Genomic DNA, 21,258 nt, shown 5'->3' with positions numbered 1-21,258 from the left:
ACGGGACGTACGCATAATCATGAGCTCTATGTGTATGAAAGTGCCGGAGGCTGTGACGGTTCTGCGCTATGCTACAAAATGTACGTTAACCCTGCTATGAACGCCCGATACGGCCGGTAGAAACCTTCATATACTGGAGGAGACGCAACAGTTTGCAGAGATTTGAGGAGGAAGGGGATGCCCGGATGGAGCCGAAGGTTTCGATCGTGATTCCTTTTTATAATTGTCCGTATATCGAGCAGGCCGTTCACAGTGCCCTTCACCAGACGTATCCGCATATTGAGGTGATCGTGGTGGATGATGGGTCGACCAAACATGTGGAGCGGCTACAGCCGTTTATGGAAGAGATTCATTATATTCGCAAAGAGAATGGCGGCACAGCGACCGCACTTAACGAAGGCATCAAACATGCAACAGGAGACTATTTTGTTTGGCTCAGCTCGGATGATGTGATGCTGCTGAATCGGGTGGAAAAACAGCTGAAGTTTATGCTTGATGTCAAAGCGTCGTTCTGTCATGGGGCGTATCATTACATCAATGAACATGGTGAATGGCTGGATACGGTGCAGCCTGAGGTGGGAAGCCGTCTGGAGATGTTACAGGTACTGATGGAAGGCTGCCCGATTAATGGCTGCACCGTAATGGTGGAGATGGAGGCGTTTGAGCGCTTTGGGGTGTTCGACACGGATTTTCGGTATACGCATGATTATGAGATGTGGCTAAGGCTGTTCCCGCTGTATGAACTGTTCTACTTTAGTGAACCACTGATGTGTTACCGGCTGCACGAGTCGATGGGCACGAAACGTCATTTCAAGGAACTGGTCGCGGAGATGGAACGTGTTCAGGAGAAACACCGTCCAATCCTGCTTAATTTGTTGCACGTTGGCGGGTATTGGAAATGATGGACGATTGCAATTGTAGGTCTATCTAGCAGAGCAACATGGATCAGCAGGATGATTAGCTAAAATACGGAGTATGAGGAGCGAATACCTGAGCAGCAGTGGAAGATGCTACTCAGGTATTCGCTCTTTTTTTGAAAAGGATGAGATAGCGAAATTCCTGTATAATGAACGGTGACTTGTACATAGAAGGGACTGAATGATGCGCAGATATCAATATTGGATAACCGGACTATTAACTACTAATAATGGAGGTTAACGTATTGATTACCGAATTACACACGACAAGACTACATTTAAGTCAAATGAAAGCTTCCGACTCGACTGAGCTCTTTCAGGTATGGTCTGACCCAGAGGTCGCCATGTTTATGAATATTTCCCCGTTCTCGGATGAAAAACAAGCGCTGGAGATGATTCAGTTGCTCGCTGATCTGGCTGAGGAAAAGAAGGCTATCCGCTTCTCCATTATTGAAAAGGAATCGGGTGTGATCATGGGCTCCTGCGGTTATAACTATCTTGATAATGAACAAGCTAGAGCCGAGATCGGGTACGATCTGGCCAAAGCTTACTGGGGTAGAGGGTATGCAATGGAGGCTGTATCTGTTCTATTAACTCACGGCTTCTCTTCTTTGAAACTCAATCGGATTGAAGCAAAAGTTGATCCCCGTAACGTGAGCTCTATTAAACTGCTGGAGAAGCTAGATTTCACGCGGGAAGGAACGCTGAGAGGTTACGAGAGAGCAGGAAGTGGATCAGAACCAGGTTCGATGGATACGTTTAATGATCTGTATATGTATTCAAAGTTGGCATCCGACTAAATAGAAAAAGTGTTGAGGTATGAGTAGATTATGAAAAAAAGAAGCTACAGATTTAGATCTGTGGCTTCTTTTTGTAATGCTTGCACATTAGCCTTGAAGAGGCTACTCGGAGAGTAATTTTTTAGTCCTTTTCATTCAAAATAACCATGGATACCGGATCGGGAAACACATATCCTTTCGGAAGCTTTTGCATAAGTGCGTTCATCGTCTCGTAATCCACCTCAATGTGGGGCGTGGAGACGGGAACGGAAAACCAGCGATTATACAGATCACTTGGAACAAGCAAGGTCATGCCCGGAGTCCTCCTCTATAGATCGCTTCTTGATATACATCCAGTGTACGTAATCCCATTTCTTCCAAGGAGCGATGCTGTTCAGCCCATGATTTGGCGGCGGCTCCTACCTTTTTGCGAGTTGCATCATCCTCAAGCAGCGCATGCAGCAGCTCGCTGAGTGAATCGGCATCTTGCGTGGGAACGACCCACCCGGTGTGCCCCGGTTCAACCATTTCGGGCATGCCCGCTGTGCCGCTGACGATGACGGGAACGCCTGCAAGCTGTGCTTCGGTAACAGAAAAAGGCTGTGTGTCCTGAAGGCTTGGCTGCACATAAATGTCCGCTTGTTTGAGAAAAGAAGGGATGTTGTCCAGCTTGCCCCAGAATATGATATCTTCGGCAATACCAGCGTTAGAAGCCTGACCACGTAACTCATCCAGCAGATTGCCTTCTCCTGCAATCCAGCACACCCAATCCGAACGTTTGGTCTTCAGGCTGGCGAGCGCCTTGATCAGCACATGAACCCCTTTGATATATTCAAGTCTTCCGGTAAAAGCAATAACCTTCTTGCCCGCAGGTGCGCGATGAGGGAACCTGGCAGCGGCAGCTTTACGATAATTCGGCAGATCGACAGCATACGGAATTTGTCTGAATTTGGACTCCGGCACGCCGAGTTCAGTCACCGTGCTTTTAATCCAGTGACTCGACACCAGAATCAATTCAGATTGCGCCGCGCTGCGTTGCTCCAGTGAGAGGAAATAACGTCCGCGTTTGGATTGCAAATAGGCAGATAGTGTTAACTGTGGATTGGAATTTTGCTCATCGTAGAACGCTTCGCGAGCAAGAGCTCCATGGTAACTTGTAACGAGCGGTATGTTTCGCTTCATAATCCGTTTGATCGCTACAGCTGCAACAGGGTCTTGAGCATGAATAACGTCATACTGTTCCACGCCAAGATAGGAAGCAGCCATCTCAAAAGCATATCTGTTCAATTCGTAATAAGCCAGCAGTGAGTCAGCTGTGAATTGTGGAAGGTCGTTTGGGTTAAGCTTGGCTTGCAACATGGGCCATACCAGATCTTTCGAGAAAGAACGATTGAGATTACGAACATATACTTCATTTTTGGCGCTGTTTGTGCCCATGATATCCACTTCAACACCGAGGGCACCGAGTCTGTCGGCGAGTTGTTTAATATATGTCCAGATGCCTCCCATATGTGTAAGTTCCCAATACGTAACGAGCAGAACTCTCATAATGACCTCCTTGTCGCGGCCTGCACAGGCCGAACTCCTATCCTGTTATTCTATGAAATAAACGGGAGTTCAGGTCGGGCATCCGTTGCAATCCTTAAAATTAGGTGACTGTACATGCCAATGGACGAGAAGAAACATATTCTGTCTACAGGGAGAATTGCGAAGAATTCAGGCTCCGCAGGAGGGATACAAGATGGCCGTATATATCATCCAGATGCATGAGAATTTGCTTCAAACGTTTATTCCTGTGAAATATATGGATGTGGAAGTTGCTTATGTTGGAGATGGGGAAGGAACAGATGTATACGTTGGAGTAGGCGGAATTTACGGAGAAATGTACCGAAACTTATTTCATGTAAACCCAGGCTCCGGAACGGCAGCAAATAGCTATGTCATTCATAATCTGAATGTGTCCGGCGAAATCTGTGAGTTGAAAATCATAAGTAATAGTTCAGTACCAAACCATCTGTTGATTCGAATCTACTGTCGCAGCGGGGATGGACAGCTCATCGGCGTATTGTCGGAGCATCAGATGATCAAACTTGCTGATTAATGTGTACACAACGATACGGAGCAGGCGAGAGGCCTGCTTCTTTTTTTGTCGTTTTTTTATATAAAACGGTGCCTTGAAAAATAGCTTGACAGCAAAGGTATTTTCATTAAAATTAAACCAGTATAAAACGAAAGTTTAAAACAATGATTTAAAACGATGGTTTGAAACAATCGTCATTATAGGCAGTCCGCAGGCCCGATCATCCTGAAGCCATTGCGACGCCGGAAAAGAGAGTGAATGCGTGAAACAACAAACATCAGTACCACAGGAGACAGAAGAATTTTCAATTAAGACGATTATTCTGCCTCTTCTATCGATTATCGTCGGCATGATTATGGTCATTCTGGACAGCACGGTCGTTAACGTAGCTATTCCAAATCTGGTACAGTACTTCGAGACAGACCTGAAAACCATTCAATGGACAGTTACAGGGTATACACTCGCCTTGTCCGCTGTAATTCCACTAGCAGGATGGCTGACCGACCGTTTCGGGGCCAAAAGAGTATTTTTATTCACGATTGCCATGTTTACCCTTGGCTCTGTATTGTGTTCGATTGCTCAATCACCAGAGCAGTTGATTTTATTTCGTGTCATTCAAGGACTTGGCGGAGGTATGGTTGCTCCAATCGGGATGGCCATGGTGTTTCGTCTGGCTCCGCCAGAACGCAGAGGTTCCATTATGGGTATGCTCGGTATTCCGATGCTGCTTGCTCCTGCGCTCGGTCCGGTATTGTCCGGCTGGTTTATTGAATCGGTCAGCTGGCACTGGATTTTCCTGATTAACCTGCCGATTGGTATTGCGGCTTTCATACTCTGTGTTCGCTTCTTACCGGATACCGACCGCGGCCTTACACCTGCTCTGGATTTGCTGGGTATGATCCTTGCACCGATTGCTTTCTCCATGCTGGCTTACGGTGTAAGTGAAGGCGGCACGAGCTGGACGTCTGCGACAACACTTACGGGCGTTATTGTTGGCGGTGTAGCGCTTATCCTGTTTATTATCGTAGAGCTTCGTCAAAAAAATCCGTTGCTTGAGCTTCGGGTGTTTACCTCTTCCGACTTCTCCAGAGGTATTGTCCTAGCTTGGGTAGCCCAAGTGGCATTGTTCGGCTCCATGATTCTGATCCCGCTCTACTTGCAGCAGATCAAAGGATACACGGCACTCGAGACAGGACTAATCCTGCTGCCTCAAGCGCTGGCTTCCGGGATTTCCATGCCACTGGGTGGCCGATTGTTTGACAAGATTGGAGCAAGACCACTGGCCTTTGTAGGTCTGGGTATTATTTCAGGAGCGTTGTTTATTTTGTCCTCGATTACAGCTACGACAGGGCTGGGTCTTATTATTACAGCCTTGCTTATGATGGGATTTGGTATGGGCTTGTCCATGATGCCACTGAACACACACGTATTGAATGCGGCACCGCGCAAACTGGTGGCACGTGTGACACCTCTGACAGCTGCTGCGCAGCAGGTCGTGGTATCCTTTGCGGTAGCAGGTCTTACCGGGTTTCTTACCTCTCGTGTGACAAGTCACACCATGGGTACGGAGAAAGCGGATATCGTAAACGGACTGGTGAGCGGATTCAATGATACGTTTTTCCTCGCAGCGTGCATTGCGCTGTTCGGTTGTGTGCTTAGTCTGATTCTGCGTAAACCAAAGCGTGTAGCTGAATCGGAACCGGAATTGCAGACAGGAGATAGTCCTGACCCTGCAATGATGATGGGACATTAATAGGTATCTGCCTGACAAAGGCAGTATGCAATAAATTGAAGGCAGTCCAGAAGCATATGCTCTCTGGACTGCCTTTTTGCATACCCATCGTGCTCAATGAAAAATTCTCAAAGCCGTCATCATTTCGCGGAAAGAGGCTGCGTATCGGTCGGGTGAAAAGGATATACTCAGATGCTGTCTTCCCTGGATACGAATATATTCCCGAAGTTTCTTGTTGTTCATTAGATCCATTGCCTCGTTTACTGCGGCATGCACATCGCCAATCGGATAGAATTTACCCGTTTTGTTGTGAGTAATAAATGAACGAACGCCATCCGAATCTGTACTGAGTACAGGGCAACCACAGCTAATGGCTTCGGCTACGGCATAACCGAAACCTTCGAGTAAAGAAGTGGATAACATAATCCCTCCTGAAGCAGCAACCATGGAATAGAAGGTTGGCATTTCCGAGTGGGGAACGTTCACAAAGATCCCGATGCGATCTTCTAATCCATACTCGGCGAGCAGATGCCGAAACATGACCTCATCTTCCGGATTAGCCAAGGTGGGATCGTGGAAGAGCCACAGCCTGGCTTTTGGTTTCTTTTTAATAATCGCATGGGAAATTTCGAGGAACTCACGCCAGTTTTTGTTGTGCTCCAGACGTCCGACCCACGCAAGAACCGGGTAAGGCGGAGTGTCCACAGTGATCGGGGCAAAAGCATCCGTATCCAGCATGTTGGGGATGACAAAACGATGAAGCCAAGGGCAAATATGGATGAACATATCCAGCAGATGATCGGTTGGGGGTATTACAGCAGCATCGCAATGAGCTTGAAGGTAGGGGACAGCCATTTCAATGGTTTCCAGTGCTTGTTCTCGCGTGCCCAGACCTTGTGCTTCAAAAATGATCCGACCTTTGTAACCCAGTCCTCTCAAACGACCAGGCATGGCAATATCCGAAGTGGTAATAATGGCATCATAGTGCTGACTGTGGATTAGATGATGAATATCCTGGTCACTGGATGCGGTGAAAATACGAGTATCACTGTTATTCTGCAAGCCTGAGCCTGTATTCAAATACAATAGATGTGCCTCTATGCCATGACGTTTCAATACAGCGGTTCGCAGTCGGTTAAGCGTATCCACACCGCCGCTGGGAACATAGAACGTGAACAATACTTTCACACGATTCACCCTCTGACTTTTGGTCAGGAGCTCATTCTCCTGTACTGTATGTTACGTATGACCCAAGGGCGGGGTGTGGGTACAATGTTGAAAGTTCACAATTTAGACAAAAAAAATTAAGCTTTATTTTAAGTGATCTTAAGCTGCGGCTAGCGTACATCCCATATCATACAAATAACTTCCCATGTTGTGTTTAATCGCGCTACATGGGTATTTTTAACGGGAAAGGATGAAGGACGTGCTCGAAGTGAGACAGGTGAGCAAAGTGTACGAGGGCCAACGCGGTGTGCACCAATTGGACTTCACCATGGAGCGAGGCGAGATCGTTGGATTTCTGGGACCCAATGGTGCTGGCAAAACGACGACGATGCGAATGATTACAGGATATCTGCATCCAACAGAAGGTTCAGTTCTGGTCGATGGTGTATCGGTCCATGATCAGGGGCGTAGTGTTCGCTCGAAGATTGGGTATCTTCCAGAAACGCCGCCGCTTTATCCGGATATGACGGTGCAGTCATATCTTAAATTTGTCGCTAATCTGAGGGATGTTCCGGCGCGTGAGGTCAAACTTCGGATTAGTGAGATGGTCAGCAGGCTGGGATTGCAGGGCAGGGAAAAACAACTGGTGCGCGGATTATCCAAAGGTTATAAACAGCGGCTGGGATTAGCAGGAGCGATCATACATAAGCCAGACCTGCTGGTGCTGGATGAACCTACCTCTGGACTTGATCCGAACCAAATTATCGAGATTAGAGATTTGATTCGGGAACTGGGTGAAAATCATACCGTATTACTTAGCACACATATTTTGCCTGAGGTAAGCACACTATGTAACCGAATGCTGATTATTAATCAAGGGAGGCTTGTGCTCGATGGATCTCCGCAGGAACTTGGGTCTGCAGTGGGAGAGCGTTTCAAAGTGTCCCTTGAAGTCAAAGCAACGGAGCAACAACTGCTACAGGTGCTGAATCCTTGGGAGAAGGCAAAAAGTGAAGTTATTCCATTATCATCAACGTCTTCGTTGTCTTCATCCTCTGAAGGTAACACAGAAGCAACAGCAAGTGAACTAGCAGGGGAAGATCATACAGCGGCTTCAGTAGCAGAGACAACCGGTACACCAGATACAGGAGAGACAGCATCTCATCTAGCTTCTACTGTTCACGTAAGGCTCACCGGGGAAACGTCCGAGGATTTCCGGGAAGAGCTGTTTTATCTGTTATCGGGTGCAGGTTTGCCAATTCTGGAGATGAAACGTGAAAACCTGAGCTTGGAGCAAATATTCCTGAAGTTAACAACGTCCGAACCAGAAAACTATGATGCTGCAGACGCGCAGGACGTATCTGATCCCAAGGTCTCAAATCCGGGTTCAGAGGAGGGAAGCCAATGAGAAGAATGCTGGCAATCTGTAACAAGGAGCTACAGGCGTATTTCCTGTCACCAACCTCTTATTTTGTTTTTGCCGTATACGTGCTGATGACGAGTCTGTTGTTTTACTCCAGCTTTGTATATGTTCAGCCGAGCATTGTAGACTATCGCCTGGTCTTGGGTGATACATTGTCCATGCTACTTTTTGTCGTGCCATTGTTAACGATGCGACTCGTTGCAGAGGAGTTCAGGCAGGGAACAGACGAGCTACTGTTGACTTCACCGACACGAGTGACCGAGATTATTTTCGGAAAATATTTGGCTTCACTGGCCATTTTGCTCGTGCTCATTCTGTGCAGTCTAGTGTATCCATTCATCATGTCTTTCTACGGGAAGCTGGATCTGACATCCGTCTGGTTGTCTGCACTTGGTTTGTTCTTCCTCGGTGCCAGCATGATGGCGATTGGAGTGTTTGCTTCCACGTTGTCTCAGCATCAGATGGTGTCTGCGGTGGCGGGTTTTATTATGTTGCTCGTTTTGTGGATGCTTGATTCATTCGCAGGTAATACGGGGTCCACTTTACAGAAATGGCTTGATCCGTTTGCGCTGACAAAGCACTTTGACAACTTTACCAAAGGTGTGCTGAGCGGACCGGATGTTCTATATTATGTCACACTTACGGGTGTGTTTTTATTGTTAAGTATTCAAATTGTGGAACGGAAGCGGTGGAGGTGAGAAGATGAAAAAATGGTTAAGTCATACCAACAGTACCGTCTTGTCCGTTGCGGTGCTTGGCATCTTTATTTTGCTAACCCTGTTCCTGAATTCGCTTGGCGGCTTCCAGCTCGACCTGACCTCGAATAAACAATATACACTATCCGACCAGTCCCTAACGGCGATCAAAAATGTCAAAGATGATGTCAACATTCTCGTGTTAACGGTTGAAAATGCAAACAATACCGTCCTGAACCGCGAAGTGGCGGATATGGTTGAAGAATATACTAAACGCAGCAGTAAGCTGAAAATGAAACAGTACAACTTGACGCAGGAACCTGCGCTTGCCTCCAAATACGGGATCACAGGTAGCTCGATTGTGCTGGAGCAAGGAGACCGACATAAGGTCATTGATATTGCCAGCTTGTTCACTGCGAACGGGGACGGTAGCGACGGGTCTTACCAGTTTACGGGTGAGGAGAAATTAACACAGGCACTGATGAACCTTTCCTCTACGGAGACGAAAAAAATGGTATTCCTGACCGGACATGAAGAACTGAGTTTGGATCAGATGGGGACTTTGCGATCTTCACTGGAACAGAATAATGTCACAACAGAGGAGTTGCAACTGAATCAAGCTGGTAAAGTACCTGAGGATGCCGATGTACTCGCTATTATTGGGCCACAGCGTGATCTGAGTGATGCTGAGCTTAAGGCCGTACGGACATATATGAGCAATGGAGGTAAGCTGTTATTATCCCTCGGTTTTGCAGAAGATATGAAGTCCAGTTGGAAAAATATCGACGTATTGATCGCAGACTACGGCGTAGTTGATGAGCATGCAGTTATGGTGGATAACAATCAAGCCAGTACAATGGGCCCGCTGTGGGTGTCCCCTGAGTACGGAAGTCATGCGATCACAGACAAGCTTGCTCAGAACAAACTGTACCCGATGCTGTCTCTGTCGATTGCACTAACCAGCAAGGAGCAGGACAAATACAAGCTGTCTCCGTTAATGCATTCCTCCAATGAAAGTTACGGAGAGACCAATATTAGCGGTTTGCTGCAAAATGAAACGAACAATGACAAGGAGGTGGACATCCAAGGCCCTGTCGAACTCGGTTATGCCGCGGATACGTTGGATGGCAAGCCCAAAGCCGTCATTCTGGGGTCGTCCATTTTCATGCAGGATTCGGAAATTGCGAGTGGCGGCAATCGGGATTTCATTTTGAATACCGTGAATTATTTAAGTGAAAAACAAGATGGTCTGACGATTCGTCCACGTGTACAGGCTGGTTATGAGATAGCGTATCTGAATGGTCAGCAGGCCAGAACGATCTTTTTTGTAGCGATTGTGGCATTCCCGCTTATCTTTGTGATCATCGGTGTACTCTTATGGTGGAGGCGCAGACGGATATGAAAAAATTAATACCAACATTGGTGGTCGTTGTTATATTGATTGCAGGCTGGGTGTATGCGGCCAATCAGAATTATTTTCGAGAAGAAGAGGCCGTGCAGGCCAAACTTCTTGGTATATCATCAGCAGATATTCAGGCGATTACACTGCATGAGGGGACTGAAGATAAGTCCGGAACAGGTTCAGATTCAGATGCTGTGTCAACGTTAGAACTAAAGGACGGCATCTGGCATATGACTAAGCCGAAGAACTATCCTCTTAATGAGTACAGTGTTGGTAGTTGGCTCGATGCGATGAGTAGTGCTGACCAGGAGATGGTTGTCGAAGAGTCGCCAAAGGATGTTGAGAAGTACGGCTTGGGCACTGCGGCTACACGTCTGGATATCAAAGTGAAAGACGGGCGTGAATTCAAGATTGCTATTGGTAACCAGTTACCTGCGGGGGATGCACATTATGTTCAGGTGAATTCAGGAGCGGTGGTTGCTGTGAAAAATGATGCGGTGACCAACATTGCTCTCACACGCCGCCAACTGCTGGATACAACTCCATTTAATATGGATGAATCTAATGTGCGTACACTGGAATGGGAAGGCGAAGCATCGAGCTGGATGCTGAAGGCATCAGCAGAAGGGGATACGGCGTCTGAACATACGTGGACGATCAATGGAAAATCCATTAAGTCAGAGGATGCGATATCGCTGATCGGTCAAATTAAAAATTTGACTACCGCCAATGACGTCCGTAAGGCGTCCGAATTAAAAGATGCGATTCCTCGATCCACTTTGTCAGTCCAGCAACAGGTAAACGGGAAAGAGACGACTACGGTATATCGGTTGCTGACGACCTCTTCCGAGCCAGATACGATCTGGGTGATCACTCCGGATGAAGAGTGGGCCTATGCGATGGATGCGGCTGGTCTGAAAGAAGTGGAGAAGGATGCGGAGAAGCTCAAAACCTCCACTGTGTCTTCAAAGCCTGCAACGTCCCAGACATCTTCGAAGAAGTGAGGTAAGTTAGAACAGAGCAGTGTTGCTGTACATGCAACACTGCTGTTTTTTATTTTGCATGGGGAAAAGTACAGAGTTAAATACATAAACCTATAAAAATGAGTCAGTTTGGCAGGTTAAAGTGCCATATCCTTTCAGCATATCGGTAACTTCATACGAGCATCCTATCTATGTGAACCAAACCAACCACATTGGAGGATGAACATTACATGCCAACAGTCAAAAAGGCAACAGCGATTACGTTATCATTATCTACTGCAATTTTTGTAATGGCCGGCTTGACAGGTTGTGGGAATCGCGATAATAACATGCATACCCAGAGTGTTCGTGAGCAAGCCCATGGTATCAATCGTTACGGCGTTGAAACCAACGGTATGGATGGTATTCGCGCAAGAAGTTACCGGATGCACAATGTCACAGACCTGAGATCAAGCGATGAGCTTGCAAAGCGCATTACTGAGATGAAAGAAGTCGAGTCTGCTCACGTCATGTTAACGGACCGTAATGCTTATGTTGCTGTGCGTCTGGCTCATGGTCATGCAGGCAAGCTGGGTAGCAAATCGACAGGTCAACCGAGCGGTCGTCTGAATGGCACGATGCGTAACCATGCCAGCGATACGATGCGTGGTGGCTTGATGAATGAGGATATGGGCGGGATGCGTGTTCATGGCGGGTCAGGTACGAACTCTCCGTATAGCACAAGCGGAATCGCTCCGGGTCTTAATACGGGCACAGCAACAGACCGCAGTCATATGGGCAATGACCGCGGCCTTTATGGGACGATGGGCACGGGAACAATCGGTATGATGCGCGGTTTGACGGATAGCGGCAAAGCCCGCCCAATGAACGAAAGTCAGTATGGCACAAGAAGCGAGCGTCCACGTATGATGGACAGTTCGGATGACAACACACCTGAGGAAATCAAAGGTAAAATTTCAGCCAAAATCAAGCAGTTTGCACCAAACGTGGAGAACGTATATGTGTCTGCTAACCCGGATTTCGTAGGCCAGGTGGAGAACTATGCAACTGATCTGCGCAATGGTAAGCCAGTCAGCGGTATGATTGATACGTTCCAGTCGATGGTGGAGCGCATTTTCCCAACGAACGCAGGTGATACCCATAACCGTGACGGTATTCTGGGTGATGGCGTCATGAATCGTAATCACGATGGTCTAATGAATCGTAACCATAATGGCGGCATGATGAACCGCATGAATCGGTAGGACGGTGGAATGAACAATTGTGCCTTTGCGGAGGGGATACCCAATGCAAGGGCATATTTTGTAAGAAGTAGATGAATGCAGACAATATAGACAAACCATATTCGAAAAGCAGCCCATTTTTCTTCTAAAACTGAACCAACGCCCTTGACCTTACATAAGATGAGTTGACTGTATCCCCTTAACCTTGTTACACCAACACAACCCGAGCAAGGAGGGGTGAACATTGAAGGGTATCGATCATCATAAAAGCAAATTTTTGTTAACCCACCGTGAACGCGAAGTATTCGAATTGCTGGTTCAGGACAAAACAACGCGTGACATCGCAGGGCAGTTATTCATCAGCGAGAAAACGGTGCGTAACCATATCTCCAATGTGATGCAGAAACTCAATGTTAAGGGTCGTTCGCAGGCAGTTGTAGAGCTAATCAAGCTCGGAGAACTTAAGATTTAGCCTGCGAACCGCAGTTAAAAATGAGGGTAACACAAAAGCCTTTCTCTATCCTTCAGTATGAAGCATGGGGAAAGGCTTTTATGTTTGTTTTTTAACGAATACAGCTACTTTTCAAACGCTATACTCATGGATTCAAAATCAACTTTACATTTGGCTCTCATCATGAAATCAATAATTCCGTCAAAGCCATAGGGCTCTCGAATTGAACCAAGTTGAAGAGGGAAATCAGCTAATTCAATATGTCCAATGAAAAAGTCAGGAACCTGTTGCTCATAGAAAATTTCACTGCCAATTGTTTCTAAAGCATCGGTATCAAAAACAGTTGCCGCACAGCCTGTATCGAAAAGTATATTATTCAAAACAATGGATCGTTCATTATGAGTTACAGTCAAGGAAATGATAGGTAAGCCATTAATAAGTTTTAGCTTCATGTTCGTTGCCTTACTCCTGAGAAAAACTCCTCAACAACTTCCACATCGCTTCTACTTGTATGAAAAACATACAACTCGCGTGAGGGGTGAAGTTTATGCATCTCTTTATACCCACTCCATGCCTTTTGAGGGTCATCATAGTCTTGAATAACTGACATGTCCTCCAACTGACGTAGCTGATTATTGGAACTCGCCTTAATTGCCTCAACTAGCACAAAACGACCTGGATGCAATTCAGTAATGTCCTCCCATTTCACTGGCTTCACCTCGCTATGAAACTGATGATCTATGTATAACATAATCCTCCAATGTTAAAAGGAAGCTACAATCCCAATCCACCTCTTGATCACTTTAGTGGAGCCTGCTTATGCTTCTGAAAAAAACCTTCCATCTTTTCCTCGAAAACGGCTGATAAAATAACTGCTCTAACTCCTTATACTGTGCCTCATTTAAATGCAAAAACAATGCCTTTTTGACGATTTTAGCGGCAGGCTGTGATGAGTTGGCGCGTCCCGCCACTTTTCGTTTGAGCGGCACACGAAATTGCAAAAAATCTTCGTAACGTGTCCAACCTTCCCAGCTCAAGCGGGCTCCTCGTTTCCAGTCAATGGCATAGAGAGCTAAGTAATTGTGGGCGGTGTCACTACGCTTGGCGGCAATGATCCAGACGTTTGGGACGATTTTATTACGCTGTCTACGATTCATGAGCAGTTCCCCTTTTTATATCCTTGAAAGTATCAACACATATAGACTCATCCATTTGTTCTGTTGTTGTTAAATTACATACGATTAACTTTAGCAGACTGTGTGAAAACTTCAAATGAACTGAAGATGTGACTAAGCCTGATTGATTAACATAATGGACTTATATCAACTCCAGCGAAAATCCTCTTGCTTTGCCAGAGCGCCTTGCTTAAAATAAGAATATAAAAATTATTTTCTTTTTAAACTATAAAATAATAAAAATAATTTTCATATTAAAGAGGTGCTTATGGCAGCCATCTTACATGCATTGAAGCAAGAATTGCACAATTTGCCCTCTCAGGAGAGACGAATCGCTGAGGTGATTATTCAATCGCCATCGGACGTGCCGGGGATGACCATTAACCAGTTGGCTGAACAGAGCGGGACAAGCGCGGCGACCGTGACTCGTTTTTGCAAATCATTTCATTTCAAAGGTTTTCCCGATCTCAAAATGAAACTCGCCGCCGAGCTGTCGCACGCACCGAATGAAACAGCTTATCAGGATATTGTTGCGGGCAACCCGTTATCCAAAATCGTCGAGGCGATTGAAGCGAATCATCTCGCATCTATTGCGGATACCACACGGTTGCTGGATTTGGGCAGGCTGGAACAAGTGGTGCAGCTGTTGTGCCAGGCCCGGCGTATTGACCTGTACGGTGTGGCGACTTCGTCCATTGTTACACAGGATTTTTACCAAAAGCTGGTGCGGATCGGCAAAAGCTGTACTGCCTTTTCCGATTCCCATATGCAGATTACATCCGCTTCCTCGCTTGGGCAAGGAGATGTGGCGCTGGCCGTATCGTATTCAGGTGAAACACCAGAGACGATCGATGCCTTGACCTGTGCCAAAGAGGCTGGAGCTTCCACCATCTCGCTGACGTCATATGGCAGTAACTCACTCGCTGCCGTATCGGATATCCCGCTTTTTACATCTTCTCTCGAAGAAGGAATGCGGCGCGGGGACATGGCTTCACGCATTGCGTTGCTACATGTGATTGATATTTTGTTCACAGGCATGGTCAGTGCAGATTTTGATCAATTTATACCTAAACTTGAGCAGTCGTATCACAATGTGCAGTCCTATCGTTTCCATCACACCGGAGGTGCTTGACAGATGAATATTCGTATTTTTGAAAATGAAGAAGATTTGAACGCAACAGGTGCAGGCTTGATCGCCAGCTTGCTGCAAACGAAACCTCGTGCCGTACTCGGACTTGCAACAGGTAGTTCACCTGTAGGTATTTATAAACAGTTAATTACGCTCTATCAAAAAGGTTTGGTGAGCTTTGCGCAGGCCTCTTCGTTTAACTTGGATGAATACGTAGGGTTGCCTACAGAGCATCGTGAAAGTTACCGCAGTTTTATGAATGAGCAGCTGTTTAATCATATCGACATCGATCTATCCCGCACGAATGTGCCGAATGGCGAGGCAATAGATTTGGAGGAAGAATGTGTGAATTACGAGCTACGTTTGGAGGATCGTGGGCCTGTGGATCTGCAACTGCTCGGGATCGGACATAACGGCCATATCGGTTTTAATGAACCTGGAACGGAATTGACGGGGCGCACCCATGTGGTGGGTCTGAAGGAAGAGACCAGAAAGGCGAACGCCCGCTTTTTTGACAGCATCGAGGAAGTTCCGGCGCAAGCGATTACGATGGGGGTCGGTTCGATTTTAAAAGCAAAACAGATCCTGCTCATTGCCCGTGGAGAAGAGAAGGCGGAGATTATTCGCGAAGCGTTCATGGGTCCGATTACCACATCCTGTCCTGCATCTCTGCTGCAATGTCATCCGAACGTGGTTGTATTACTGGATCGAGCGGCAGGGAGGCTGGTTAGATGACCGAATCTAATCCTAAAGTCAGTGAGGCTGAAGGTGAGAAAAGCATAACCTTGCTCCGCGGCAGACTATTGCTTGCCGATGAGCTGCTGGAAGACGGTTTGATTGCCTGGCGCGCTGGGAAAATCGTATATGCCGGCATACCGGAAGGTCTGCCTGAATCCCTTCGGCAAGAAGCGGGAGCGATTCCTGCCAAAGGGAAAGGCTTAATTGTGCCTGGTTTTATCGATATCCATGTCCATGGTGGTAACGGGGAAGATTTCATGGATGCCAGTCCTGACGTATTGGACAAGATCACTTCATTTCATAGTTCACAGGGGACGACCGCGATGCTGGCGACATCGATGACGGCTCCGAAGGAACGTCTGGATCATGTTTTGGCTGAAGTAAATCGCTACCGTTCGGATGAAATGCCGTACGCTCAGCTGGAAGGCGTGCATTTGGAGGGACCTTTTTTTAGTCCAAAGTGGCCTGGGGCACAAAATCCGGATCATATCGTGCTTCCTGACGTTAGCTGGCTACAAGGGTGGGAAAAGCAATATCCCGGTCTCATCCGTCAGGTGACGTTGGCACCAGAACGTGAAGGTGCACTGGAGGTCATCTCCTGGCTACGGGAACAGCGGATCACGGCTGCGCTCGGTCACACAGATGCAACTTACGATGACGTACAACGCGCAGTGGAGGCCGGATTGCATCATGCCGTGCATACGTTTAACGCGATGACACCGCTACACCACCGTGAGCCGGGAACAGCAGGAGCCGTGCTGAGTGACCCGCGTATTAGCGCCGAAGTCATTGCCGATGGTATTCATGTGCATCCTGCCGCGATTTCGATCCTTGCTCAATTGAAACAAGGCAACGATCAGCTGGTGCTGATTACCGATGCGATGTCAGCGGCAGGGCTGGAAGATGGCGAATACAAGATCGGTGATCTGCCCGTTATTGTGAAGAACGGCGAAGCTCGTTTGAAAGAAGGCGGCGCTCTGGCAGGAAGCACGTTGACTATGGTTCGTGGATTCCGTTATCTTGTGCAGGAAGTAGGGCTGAGTCTGATCGCTGCTTCTAGAGCAGCCAGCTTGACGCCAGCACGTTTGCTAGGTATCGACCATCGAACGGGTTCCCTGACGAAGGGGAAACAGGCAGATATCGTTTTGCTGCATGAGGATTTGGAGATTGATACGGTGTGGGTAAAGGGCAGAAGGATCAGCTGTCGAGAGGAAATATGCTGAACAATATGTTAAAATAGATCTCAAAAATGAGATCTGCGGATCATTAACGGAGGCATGAATCATGGAACGTAACGCCATGCTGGAACATGATCCGTTTATCCCCGTGCTGGCGGAGAAGCTGCACATTCACGGATATTATGCTTTTTATGGCGAGCATTACAATGAGACGGATATGGAACAGTACCGCAAACATCTGTTCACAACCTTTAATAACATCGTATGGATTGAACTGGATGAGCGTAAAAAATACATGATTGTGGATCATCGTGGACGCAATACGGTCATGAAACTCATCGAAGGTATGTTAAATACGCGCAGAACGCTACGAGCTAATCAGGCAATGGCGGGAACTGATACGAGAGGGGTAGATCAGGAGATCGCTCATTTCTCCAAGCAGGTGCACATGCTGAAATTTACTACGTTTCGCCCGTAAAGTTAAAGTAAAGACAGAGTTGGTCAAGAATGGATAGATGGATGGAGGCCTGCCTGTAACTTTATCCTGACGAACAGTAGGGTGGGGAACGAAGTAATAACCCAAATATGTCGAAGAAGTATCGAATTATGCTTATTTTTGGCTGACCACCTCGTCATGAAGCAGGGCACTCGTGCTGGGAGCTGCACACCCTCCTCATGAAGTGGCCCTGCGTGCTGGGAGCTGAACGCAATGCGCAGAGTTCACACTTTAAACCGTTGCGGCAAGTAGCGAGTAGCGAGTCAGACTGTGACAATTATGCTTGAAGCTCTAACGATCCTGAGGGAGCTTATTTTCCATATTTTGCAGTGTTCTCCATTCTAACGATCACCAGAAACGCTATTTCATGTAAATGAGCAGTTTTGGGATGCAAAAGAGGCGTTTCATCTCAAATAAGCTCCCTGGTGATCGTTAGATTTTTAGAAGTCTCTAAAAGTGTGAAATAAGGTTTCTGGTGATCGTTAGAGCATCAAGTAGCTAGTTTTTGTCTATGTTTTTTGGTTTGCTCTTTGTTTTTTTGTTTGGTGCTCTCGCGAAGGGGTTATGCCTAGCATTGACACTTCTATTTATGGGTTTTGTTCTTACATACTTTATAGTTTTACAAAAGATACATCCGCAAAAAAGAGTCCTGTCCAAGAATTAAAATGTCTTTTATCAAGGGTACATTTTAGATCTCACAGGGCTCTTTTAATAGTTTCATTTGATTTTTTCTATATTAACATTCATAGATATGACTCAAATCACATTACATCAAATCTGGGCTTCAAGTTAGTTAACTATTCAATTACTATCTAAACGAAGTCACGAAACTGCTGAACAGCGTCCGCACGTCGTATTGATATTGATGGATCGGCTCAACCGGACGGTTGATGCCAAGTAAGGTGTAGACCGCGATGCGTGCGGCGCGTACCGAATATTCCTCCGTGAACACGACATCATCAGGAATCTCGCAGAATTGACTGATAAATGCCAGATTCGTTGAACCTTCCGGCACGACTTGAGGGCGGTCACTGTTCAGCCTTGGCATGAATTGTGCGGTGATATACGGCATCATACAAGGGATACAGTTGGCTGTAGCCATGATCTCCTCTTGGTGCTCCTGAAAATGAAGATGGCCGATCAATTCTTGCATAATCTCTTCACCGGTACAATCACACATTCTTTTTTTCACAAAATCCCCTACGTTGTCAGGGTATAACCCATAGCCCCAGAAGACTTTGACATGTTCAGGCTGATTCCGGAAATGCGGCTGGAAGGCCAACACCACTGACATGAACCAGCTCGAATCTTTGAATGTAACAAGGGCACCAGTACCCGCGCGATTGCGTGTGAATTTTTCCATCAGATCAAAGAAAACGGAATCCTGGAAAGTGACGGTGAATGATTCCCATTTGGATTCATCGATATGATCATCGAACGAAGAAGGGTTGCCCAGCATCGGTTTTTTCGCCGCAATGTTCTCCCACAGCTTCCAAGAGCTACCTTTGCCATTCAGTGTGGGAGCGGAAGTCATCGAACCAAGGTCAGCACCTTCCGTCATCGAGCCGTTCGTAACAATGACCAGATCACCCTCATGAATGTCGATCACTTCCTGGGCACCGTTCCGCCGCACATGCATACCTGTGACCGTAATTCCGTCGCCCTCTTTGAAGTCCAAATCCGTAACGGTGCATTTCAACGTGAAATCTACGCCGTACGGCTCCAAATATCGATGCAACGGCAGAATAATGGAATCATATTGGTTGTAGGGGGTACGTGTAACCCCTTCGAGCGTTTGAATTCGTGGAAATTCATGAAAAAAGCGAAGCATATATCGTTTGAACTCCACCGCACTGTGCCAAGGCTGAAAGGCAAACGTCGTTGCCCACATGTACCAGAAGTTCGTTTGGAAAAAGTGGGGTGCAAACCAGTCGTTGATTCGCAATTTACCCAGCGTGTCTTCAGGAGTAATGATGAGTTTGCCCATCACCAGCCGATCGGCCATATCGAACCCCATGGACAACACGTCTTCGACCTGACCATCACGGTTAATTAACCGTGCATTGGAATGTGTGGGGTTAGCGTTGTCAAAGGCCGTAATTTCTTCTCTGACCGATATACCCGGCTGTTCAATAGAAGGGATGGTCTCCAGCAGCTCCCATAGATTTTCATATGCCTCATCATTGAGCATCCGTCCACCGCGAATGACGTAACCTTGTTCCGGATTACCTGCACCGTCATTGCTGCCCCCGAGAATCGGCATCTCCTCAATGATGTGAATATTCTCTCCAGGGAAATCACAGTCTCTGACCAAATAAGCTGCTCCCGCGAGAGAAGCAATACCGCCGCCGACAAAATAAACCTGTTTAGAGCCATGTTCTTTTTTCACGATCAATCGCCTCCAAAAGATGGTGTATTCTTCACATTTCCAATGTAAACCTGCACCGGGAAAGAAGGTATGATCAAAAGAAGATAGCTGTCTATTTTTTAGTCACTTTTGGAAAAATGTCTAGTTTTAGGTCTGAATATTGAGCGATGGCTTGATTCGAACTGCGATCATAGAAAAACAAGCCGCACATCCTTAACGGGATGGCCGCTTGTTATGTGCCTTATCTACATTCCTATTAGTTCTTTATCCTTTAATCAGTGCTGATACTTATGCTCATACTTATGCAGTGCTCTGACTACATTTCCTTCAATCAGTTCACTCAACTTGTCGATGATGTGTTTGGGTGGTTCTTTCATGTCATTCCGCATCCATTGGATAATGAGACCCGTGAAAGCCAGTGTATAGAAATTAGCAATAAATTCTTTATCCTCTCCGCGAACCTTGACTCCGCAAGCCAGCTCATCAATGACACCCATAATCAGGTCATGCGTCACTTGATAGAGATAACCATCCAGATGAGAACGTCCAAGGGATTCAAGGGTATTGCAGCAAAAAGCCTTATTATTTTCGATGTAACAGAAAATTTTGTAGAACCCTTCTGTCCACGTATCATAACTGCGGTATTCATGGATGCTTTCCACCGCTTCCGTTTCGTAAATCCAACCAAGCAGGGCGTAGATATCCTGAAAATGATAATAAAACGTTTGCCGGTTTACACCGCAGCCATCCACCAGATGCTTCACTGTAATTTTATTGAGCGGCGTGTGTTCCATCAGGCATTTAAGCGAATGAGCCAGCGCGGTTTTGGTCAAATGGGAAGCAGACATTACCGTTCACCTCATCATTCAGAATCATTCAGATTGTGGTCATCATACGACTTGAGTGTACTACTGAAAACGTACATAAGAAGGCTACCACATTTTACCTAAATATGGTATTGCAATGATCACTGCAAAATACAGAAAAAAAAAACGATGACCGTTTAGGCCATCGTTTTTACGTTATTACATTATTGAAACGAGAATAACAGCGATCAAAAGAACGGTTCGCCACCGGAACGCCTCCACAAGCGCGCCCTGTGTTATTGTGCTCATCCCCGAAAAAGCTAGATTACGTTTTTAAAACGACTCATAGGAACGTGCATAACGTAGTGGAGGGGGCGAAATCGATTCTGAAGAAGCGAAGCGCTCGCCTTTATTCCCGGATTTCTCCCTTCGGAAAGGGAAACAAAGAAATCTGAGAATAACAGCGATCGAAAGAACGATTCGTCACCGGAACGTCTCCACAAGCGCGCCCTGTGT

Annotated in this window: 22 protein-coding genes; 14 read left to right on the top strand and 8 right to left on the bottom strand. The window is 46.6% G+C overall.

Annotation, left to right across the window (positions count from 1 at the left end; all coding sequences use genetic code 11):
* Positions 1-152 precede the first annotated feature (152 nt).
* Together H7T88_RS24190 and H7T88_RS24185 are read left to right on the top strand one after the other, a co-directional pair.
* Positions 153-902: a glycosyltransferase gene (locus H7T88_RS24190; RefSeq protein WP_260511111.1), complete on the top strand. Its 750-nt coding sequence runs from the start codon at positions 153-155 to the stop codon at positions 900-902.
* Positions 903-1,162: 260 nt separating this feature from the next.
* Entirely contained in the window at positions 1,163-1,717 is a 555-nt protein-coding gene (locus H7T88_RS24185) for a GNAT family N-acetyltransferase (RefSeq protein ID WP_221790783.1), read from the top strand.
* Positions 1,718-1,838: 121 nt separating this feature from the next.
* On the opposite strand, the gene H7T88_RS24180 is transcribed toward H7T88_RS24185, so the two are convergent.
* Positions 1,839-2,009, bottom strand: a complete 171-nt coding sequence (locus tag H7T88_RS24180; RefSeq protein WP_167375712.1) for a hypothetical protein — start codon at positions 2,007-2,009, stop codon at positions 1,839-1,841.
* On the bottom strand, positions 2,006-3,244 hold the full coding sequence (locus H7T88_RS24175; protein WP_221790781.1) for a glycosyltransferase family 4 protein: 1,239 nt from the start codon (positions 3,242-3,244) through the stop codon (positions 2,006-2,008). Before H7T88_RS24175 ends, H7T88_RS24180 begins: the two co-directional genes overlap by 4 nt.
* A 193-nt stretch (positions 3,245-3,437) precedes the next feature.
* Between H7T88_RS24175 and H7T88_RS24170 the strand changes: the two genes are divergently transcribed.
* The gene (locus H7T88_RS24170; protein WP_221790779.1) at positions 3,438-3,797 is read left to right on the top strand and encodes a hypothetical protein; all 360 of its coding nucleotides are present in this window, start codon (positions 3,438-3,440) and stop codon (positions 3,795-3,797) included.
* Positions 3,798-4,038: 241 nt separating this feature from the next.
* Positions 4,039-5,529 carry a DHA2 family efflux MFS transporter permease subunit gene (locus H7T88_RS24165; RefSeq protein WP_221790777.1) on the top strand — a complete coding sequence of 497 codons (1,491 nt, stop codon included), beginning with the start codon at positions 4,039-4,041 and terminating at the stop codon, positions 5,527-5,529.
* Between the two features lie 93 nt (positions 5,530-5,622).
* Here H7T88_RS24165 and H7T88_RS24160 read toward each other — a convergent pair whose 3' ends face one another.
* On the bottom strand, positions 5,623-6,705 hold the full coding sequence (locus tag H7T88_RS24160; RefSeq protein ID WP_312027653.1) for a glycosyltransferase family 4 protein: 1,083 nt from the start codon (positions 6,703-6,705) through the stop codon (positions 5,623-5,625).
* 229 nt (positions 6,706-6,934) lie between these two features.
* Here H7T88_RS24160 and H7T88_RS24155 point away from each other — a divergent pair, with 229 nt between their 5' ends.
* The 6 genes from H7T88_RS24155 to H7T88_RS24130 all read left to right on the top strand — a co-directional run bounded on the left by H7T88_RS24155 (position 6,935) and on the right by H7T88_RS24130 (position 12,873).
* The gene (locus H7T88_RS24155; protein WP_312027652.1) at positions 6,935-8,083 is read left to right on the top strand and encodes an ABC transporter ATP-binding protein; all 1,149 of its coding nucleotides are present in this window, start codon (positions 6,935-6,937) and stop codon (positions 8,081-8,083) included.
* Positions 8,080-8,796 (top strand): ABC transporter permease subunit, encoded by a 717-nt coding sequence (locus H7T88_RS24150; RefSeq protein WP_154891001.1) that lies wholly within the window; start codon positions 8,080-8,082, stop codon positions 8,794-8,796. The genes H7T88_RS24155 and H7T88_RS24150 overlap by 4 nt, the downstream gene beginning before the upstream one ends.
* 4 nt (positions 8,797-8,800) lie before the next feature.
* On the top strand, positions 8,801-10,195 hold the full coding sequence (locus tag H7T88_RS24145) for a GldG family protein (RefSeq protein WP_221790774.1): 1,395 nt from the start codon (positions 8,801-8,803) through the stop codon (positions 10,193-10,195).
* Positions 10,192-11,199, top strand: coding sequence for a DUF4340 domain-containing protein (locus tag H7T88_RS24140; RefSeq protein WP_221790772.1), 1,008 nt, complete (start codon positions 10,192-10,194; stop codon positions 11,197-11,199). Before H7T88_RS24145 ends, H7T88_RS24140 begins: the two co-directional genes overlap by 4 nt.
* Positions 11,200-11,408: 209 nt before the next feature.
* Complete coding sequence (locus H7T88_RS24135; protein WP_221790769.1) at positions 11,409-12,422, top strand: YhcN/YlaJ family sporulation lipoprotein; 1,014 nt, start codon at positions 11,409-11,411, stop codon at positions 12,420-12,422.
* 223 nt (positions 12,423-12,645) lie between these two features.
* Positions 12,646-12,873: a helix-turn-helix domain-containing protein gene (locus H7T88_RS24130; RefSeq protein ID WP_090919235.1), complete on the top strand. Its 228-nt coding sequence runs from the start codon at positions 12,646-12,648 to the stop codon at positions 12,871-12,873.
* 104 nt (positions 12,874-12,977) lie between these two features.
* Here the strand turns inward: H7T88_RS24130 and H7T88_RS24125 are convergent, their stop codons facing one another.
* From H7T88_RS24125 to H7T88_RS24115, 3 genes are read right to left on the bottom strand one after another with little or no spacing between them, the layout of a single operon-like run.
* On the bottom strand, positions 12,978-13,304 hold the full coding sequence (locus tag H7T88_RS24125; protein ID WP_221790768.1) for a hypothetical protein: 327 nt from the start codon (positions 13,302-13,304) through the stop codon (positions 12,978-12,980).
* Complete coding sequence (locus tag H7T88_RS24120; protein ID WP_260511110.1) at positions 13,301-13,603, bottom strand: hypothetical protein; 303 nt, start codon at positions 13,601-13,603, stop codon at positions 13,301-13,303. The genes H7T88_RS24125 and H7T88_RS24120 overlap by 4 nt, the downstream gene beginning before the upstream one ends.
* A 52-nt stretch (positions 13,604-13,655) precedes the next feature.
* On the bottom strand, positions 13,656-14,009 hold the full coding sequence (locus tag H7T88_RS24115; RefSeq protein ID WP_221790766.1) for a hypothetical protein: 354 nt from the start codon (positions 14,007-14,009) through the stop codon (positions 13,656-13,658).
* 286 nt (positions 14,010-14,295) lie between these two features.
* Between H7T88_RS24115 and H7T88_RS24110 the strand changes: the two genes are divergently transcribed.
* The 4 genes from H7T88_RS24110 (at position 14,296) to H7T88_RS24095 (ending at position 17,550) form a co-directional block, all read left to right on the top strand.
* The gene (locus tag H7T88_RS24110) at positions 14,296-15,159 is read left to right on the top strand and encodes a MurR/RpiR family transcriptional regulator (protein WP_221790764.1); all 864 of its coding nucleotides are present in this window, start codon (positions 14,296-14,298) and stop codon (positions 15,157-15,159) included.
* A 3-nt stretch (positions 15,160-15,162) separates the two neighbouring features.
* Complete coding sequence (nagB, locus tag H7T88_RS24105) at positions 15,163-15,891, top strand: glucosamine-6-phosphate deaminase (protein WP_221790761.1); 729 nt, start codon at positions 15,163-15,165, stop codon at positions 15,889-15,891.
* Positions 15,888-17,117 carry an N-acetylglucosamine-6-phosphate deacetylase gene (nagA, locus tag H7T88_RS24100; RefSeq protein WP_221790759.1) on the top strand — a complete coding sequence of 410 codons (1,230 nt, stop codon included), beginning with the start codon at positions 15,888-15,890 and terminating at the stop codon, positions 17,115-17,117. Before nagB ends, nagA begins: the two co-directional genes overlap by 4 nt.
* Positions 17,118-17,178: 61 nt before the next feature.
* Complete coding sequence (locus H7T88_RS24095) at positions 17,179-17,550, top strand: hypothetical protein (RefSeq protein WP_090919216.1); 372 nt, start codon at positions 17,179-17,181, stop codon at positions 17,548-17,550.
* Positions 17,551-18,376: 826 nt separating this feature from the next.
* On the opposite strand, the gene H7T88_RS24090 is transcribed toward H7T88_RS24095, so the two are convergent.
* Both H7T88_RS24090 and H7T88_RS24085 read right to left on the bottom strand, forming a co-directional pair.
* Complete coding sequence (locus H7T88_RS24090; protein ID WP_221790757.1) at positions 18,377-19,957, bottom strand: oleate hydratase; 1,581 nt, start codon at positions 19,955-19,957, stop codon at positions 18,377-18,379.
* Positions 19,958-20,211: 254 nt separating this feature from the next.
* On the bottom strand, positions 20,212-20,784 hold the full coding sequence (locus tag H7T88_RS24085; protein ID WP_090919210.1) for a TetR-like C-terminal domain-containing protein: 573 nt from the start codon (positions 20,782-20,784) through the stop codon (positions 20,212-20,214).
* Positions 20,785-21,258: the final 474 nt, after the last annotated feature.

The organism is Paenibacillus cucumis (ex Kampfer et al. 2016) (assembly GCF_019748695.1).
In the GTDB taxonomy this organism is placed as follows: Bacteria; Bacillota; Bacilli; order Paenibacillales; family Paenibacillaceae; genus Paenibacillus; species Paenibacillus polysaccharolyticus.
The sequence above is the reverse complement of the archived record's forward strand: the minus strand, read 5'-3'. Positions and strand labels throughout refer to the sequence as shown.

What these genes read in the sequence shown, in the direction of transcription:
- H7T88_RS24115 (WP_221790766.1), bottom strand. Translation starts at nt 14,009, where the DNA reads ATGAATCGTAGACAGCGTAATAAAATCGTCCCAAACGTCTGGATCATT.
- H7T88_RS24135 (WP_221790769.1), top strand. Translation starts at nt 11,409, where the DNA reads ATGCCAACAGTCAAAAAGGCAACAGCGATTACGTTATCATTATCTACT.
- H7T88_RS24170 (WP_221790779.1), top strand. Translation starts at nt 3,438, where the DNA reads ATGGCCGTATATATCATCCAGATGCATGAGAATTTGCTTCAAACGTTT.
- H7T88_RS24145 (WP_221790774.1), top strand. Translation starts at nt 8,801, where the DNA reads ATGAAAAAATGGTTAAGTCATACCAACAGTACCGTCTTGTCCGTTGCG.
- H7T88_RS24120 (WP_260511110.1), bottom strand. Translation starts at nt 13,603, where the DNA reads ATGTTATACATAGATCATCAGTTTCATAGCGAGGTGAAGCCAGTGAAA.
- H7T88_RS24180 (WP_167375712.1), bottom strand. Translation starts at nt 2,009, where the DNA reads ATGACCTTGCTTGTTCCAAGTGATCTGTATAATCGCTGGTTTTCCGTT.
- H7T88_RS24085 (WP_090919210.1), bottom strand. Translation starts at nt 20,784, where the DNA reads ATGTCTGCTTCCCATTTGACCAAAACCGCGCTGGCTCATTCGCTTAAA.
- nagB (WP_221790761.1), top strand. Translation starts at nt 15,163, where the DNA reads ATGAATATTCGTATTTTTGAAAATGAAGAAGATTTGAACGCAACAGGT.
- H7T88_RS24095 (WP_090919216.1), top strand. Translation starts at nt 17,179, where the DNA reads ATGGAACGTAACGCCATGCTGGAACATGATCCGTTTATCCCCGTGCTG.
- H7T88_RS24125 (WP_221790768.1), bottom strand. Translation starts at nt 13,304, where the DNA reads ATGAAGCTAAAACTTATTAATGGCTTACCTATCATTTCCTTGACTGTA.
- H7T88_RS24175 (WP_221790781.1), bottom strand. Translation starts at nt 3,244, where the DNA reads ATGAGAGTTCTGCTCGTTACGTATTGGGAACTTACACATATGGGAGGC.
- nagA (WP_221790759.1), top strand. Translation starts at nt 15,888, where the DNA reads ATGACCGAATCTAATCCTAAAGTCAGTGAGGCTGAAGGTGAGAAAAGC.
- H7T88_RS24110 (WP_221790764.1), top strand. Translation starts at nt 14,296, where the DNA reads ATGGCAGCCATCTTACATGCATTGAAGCAAGAATTGCACAATTTGCCC.
- H7T88_RS24140 (WP_221790772.1), top strand. Translation starts at nt 10,192, where the DNA reads ATGAAAAAATTAATACCAACATTGGTGGTCGTTGTTATATTGATTGCA.
- H7T88_RS24150 (WP_154891001.1), top strand. Translation starts at nt 8,080, where the DNA reads ATGAGAAGAATGCTGGCAATCTGTAACAAGGAGCTACAGGCGTATTTC.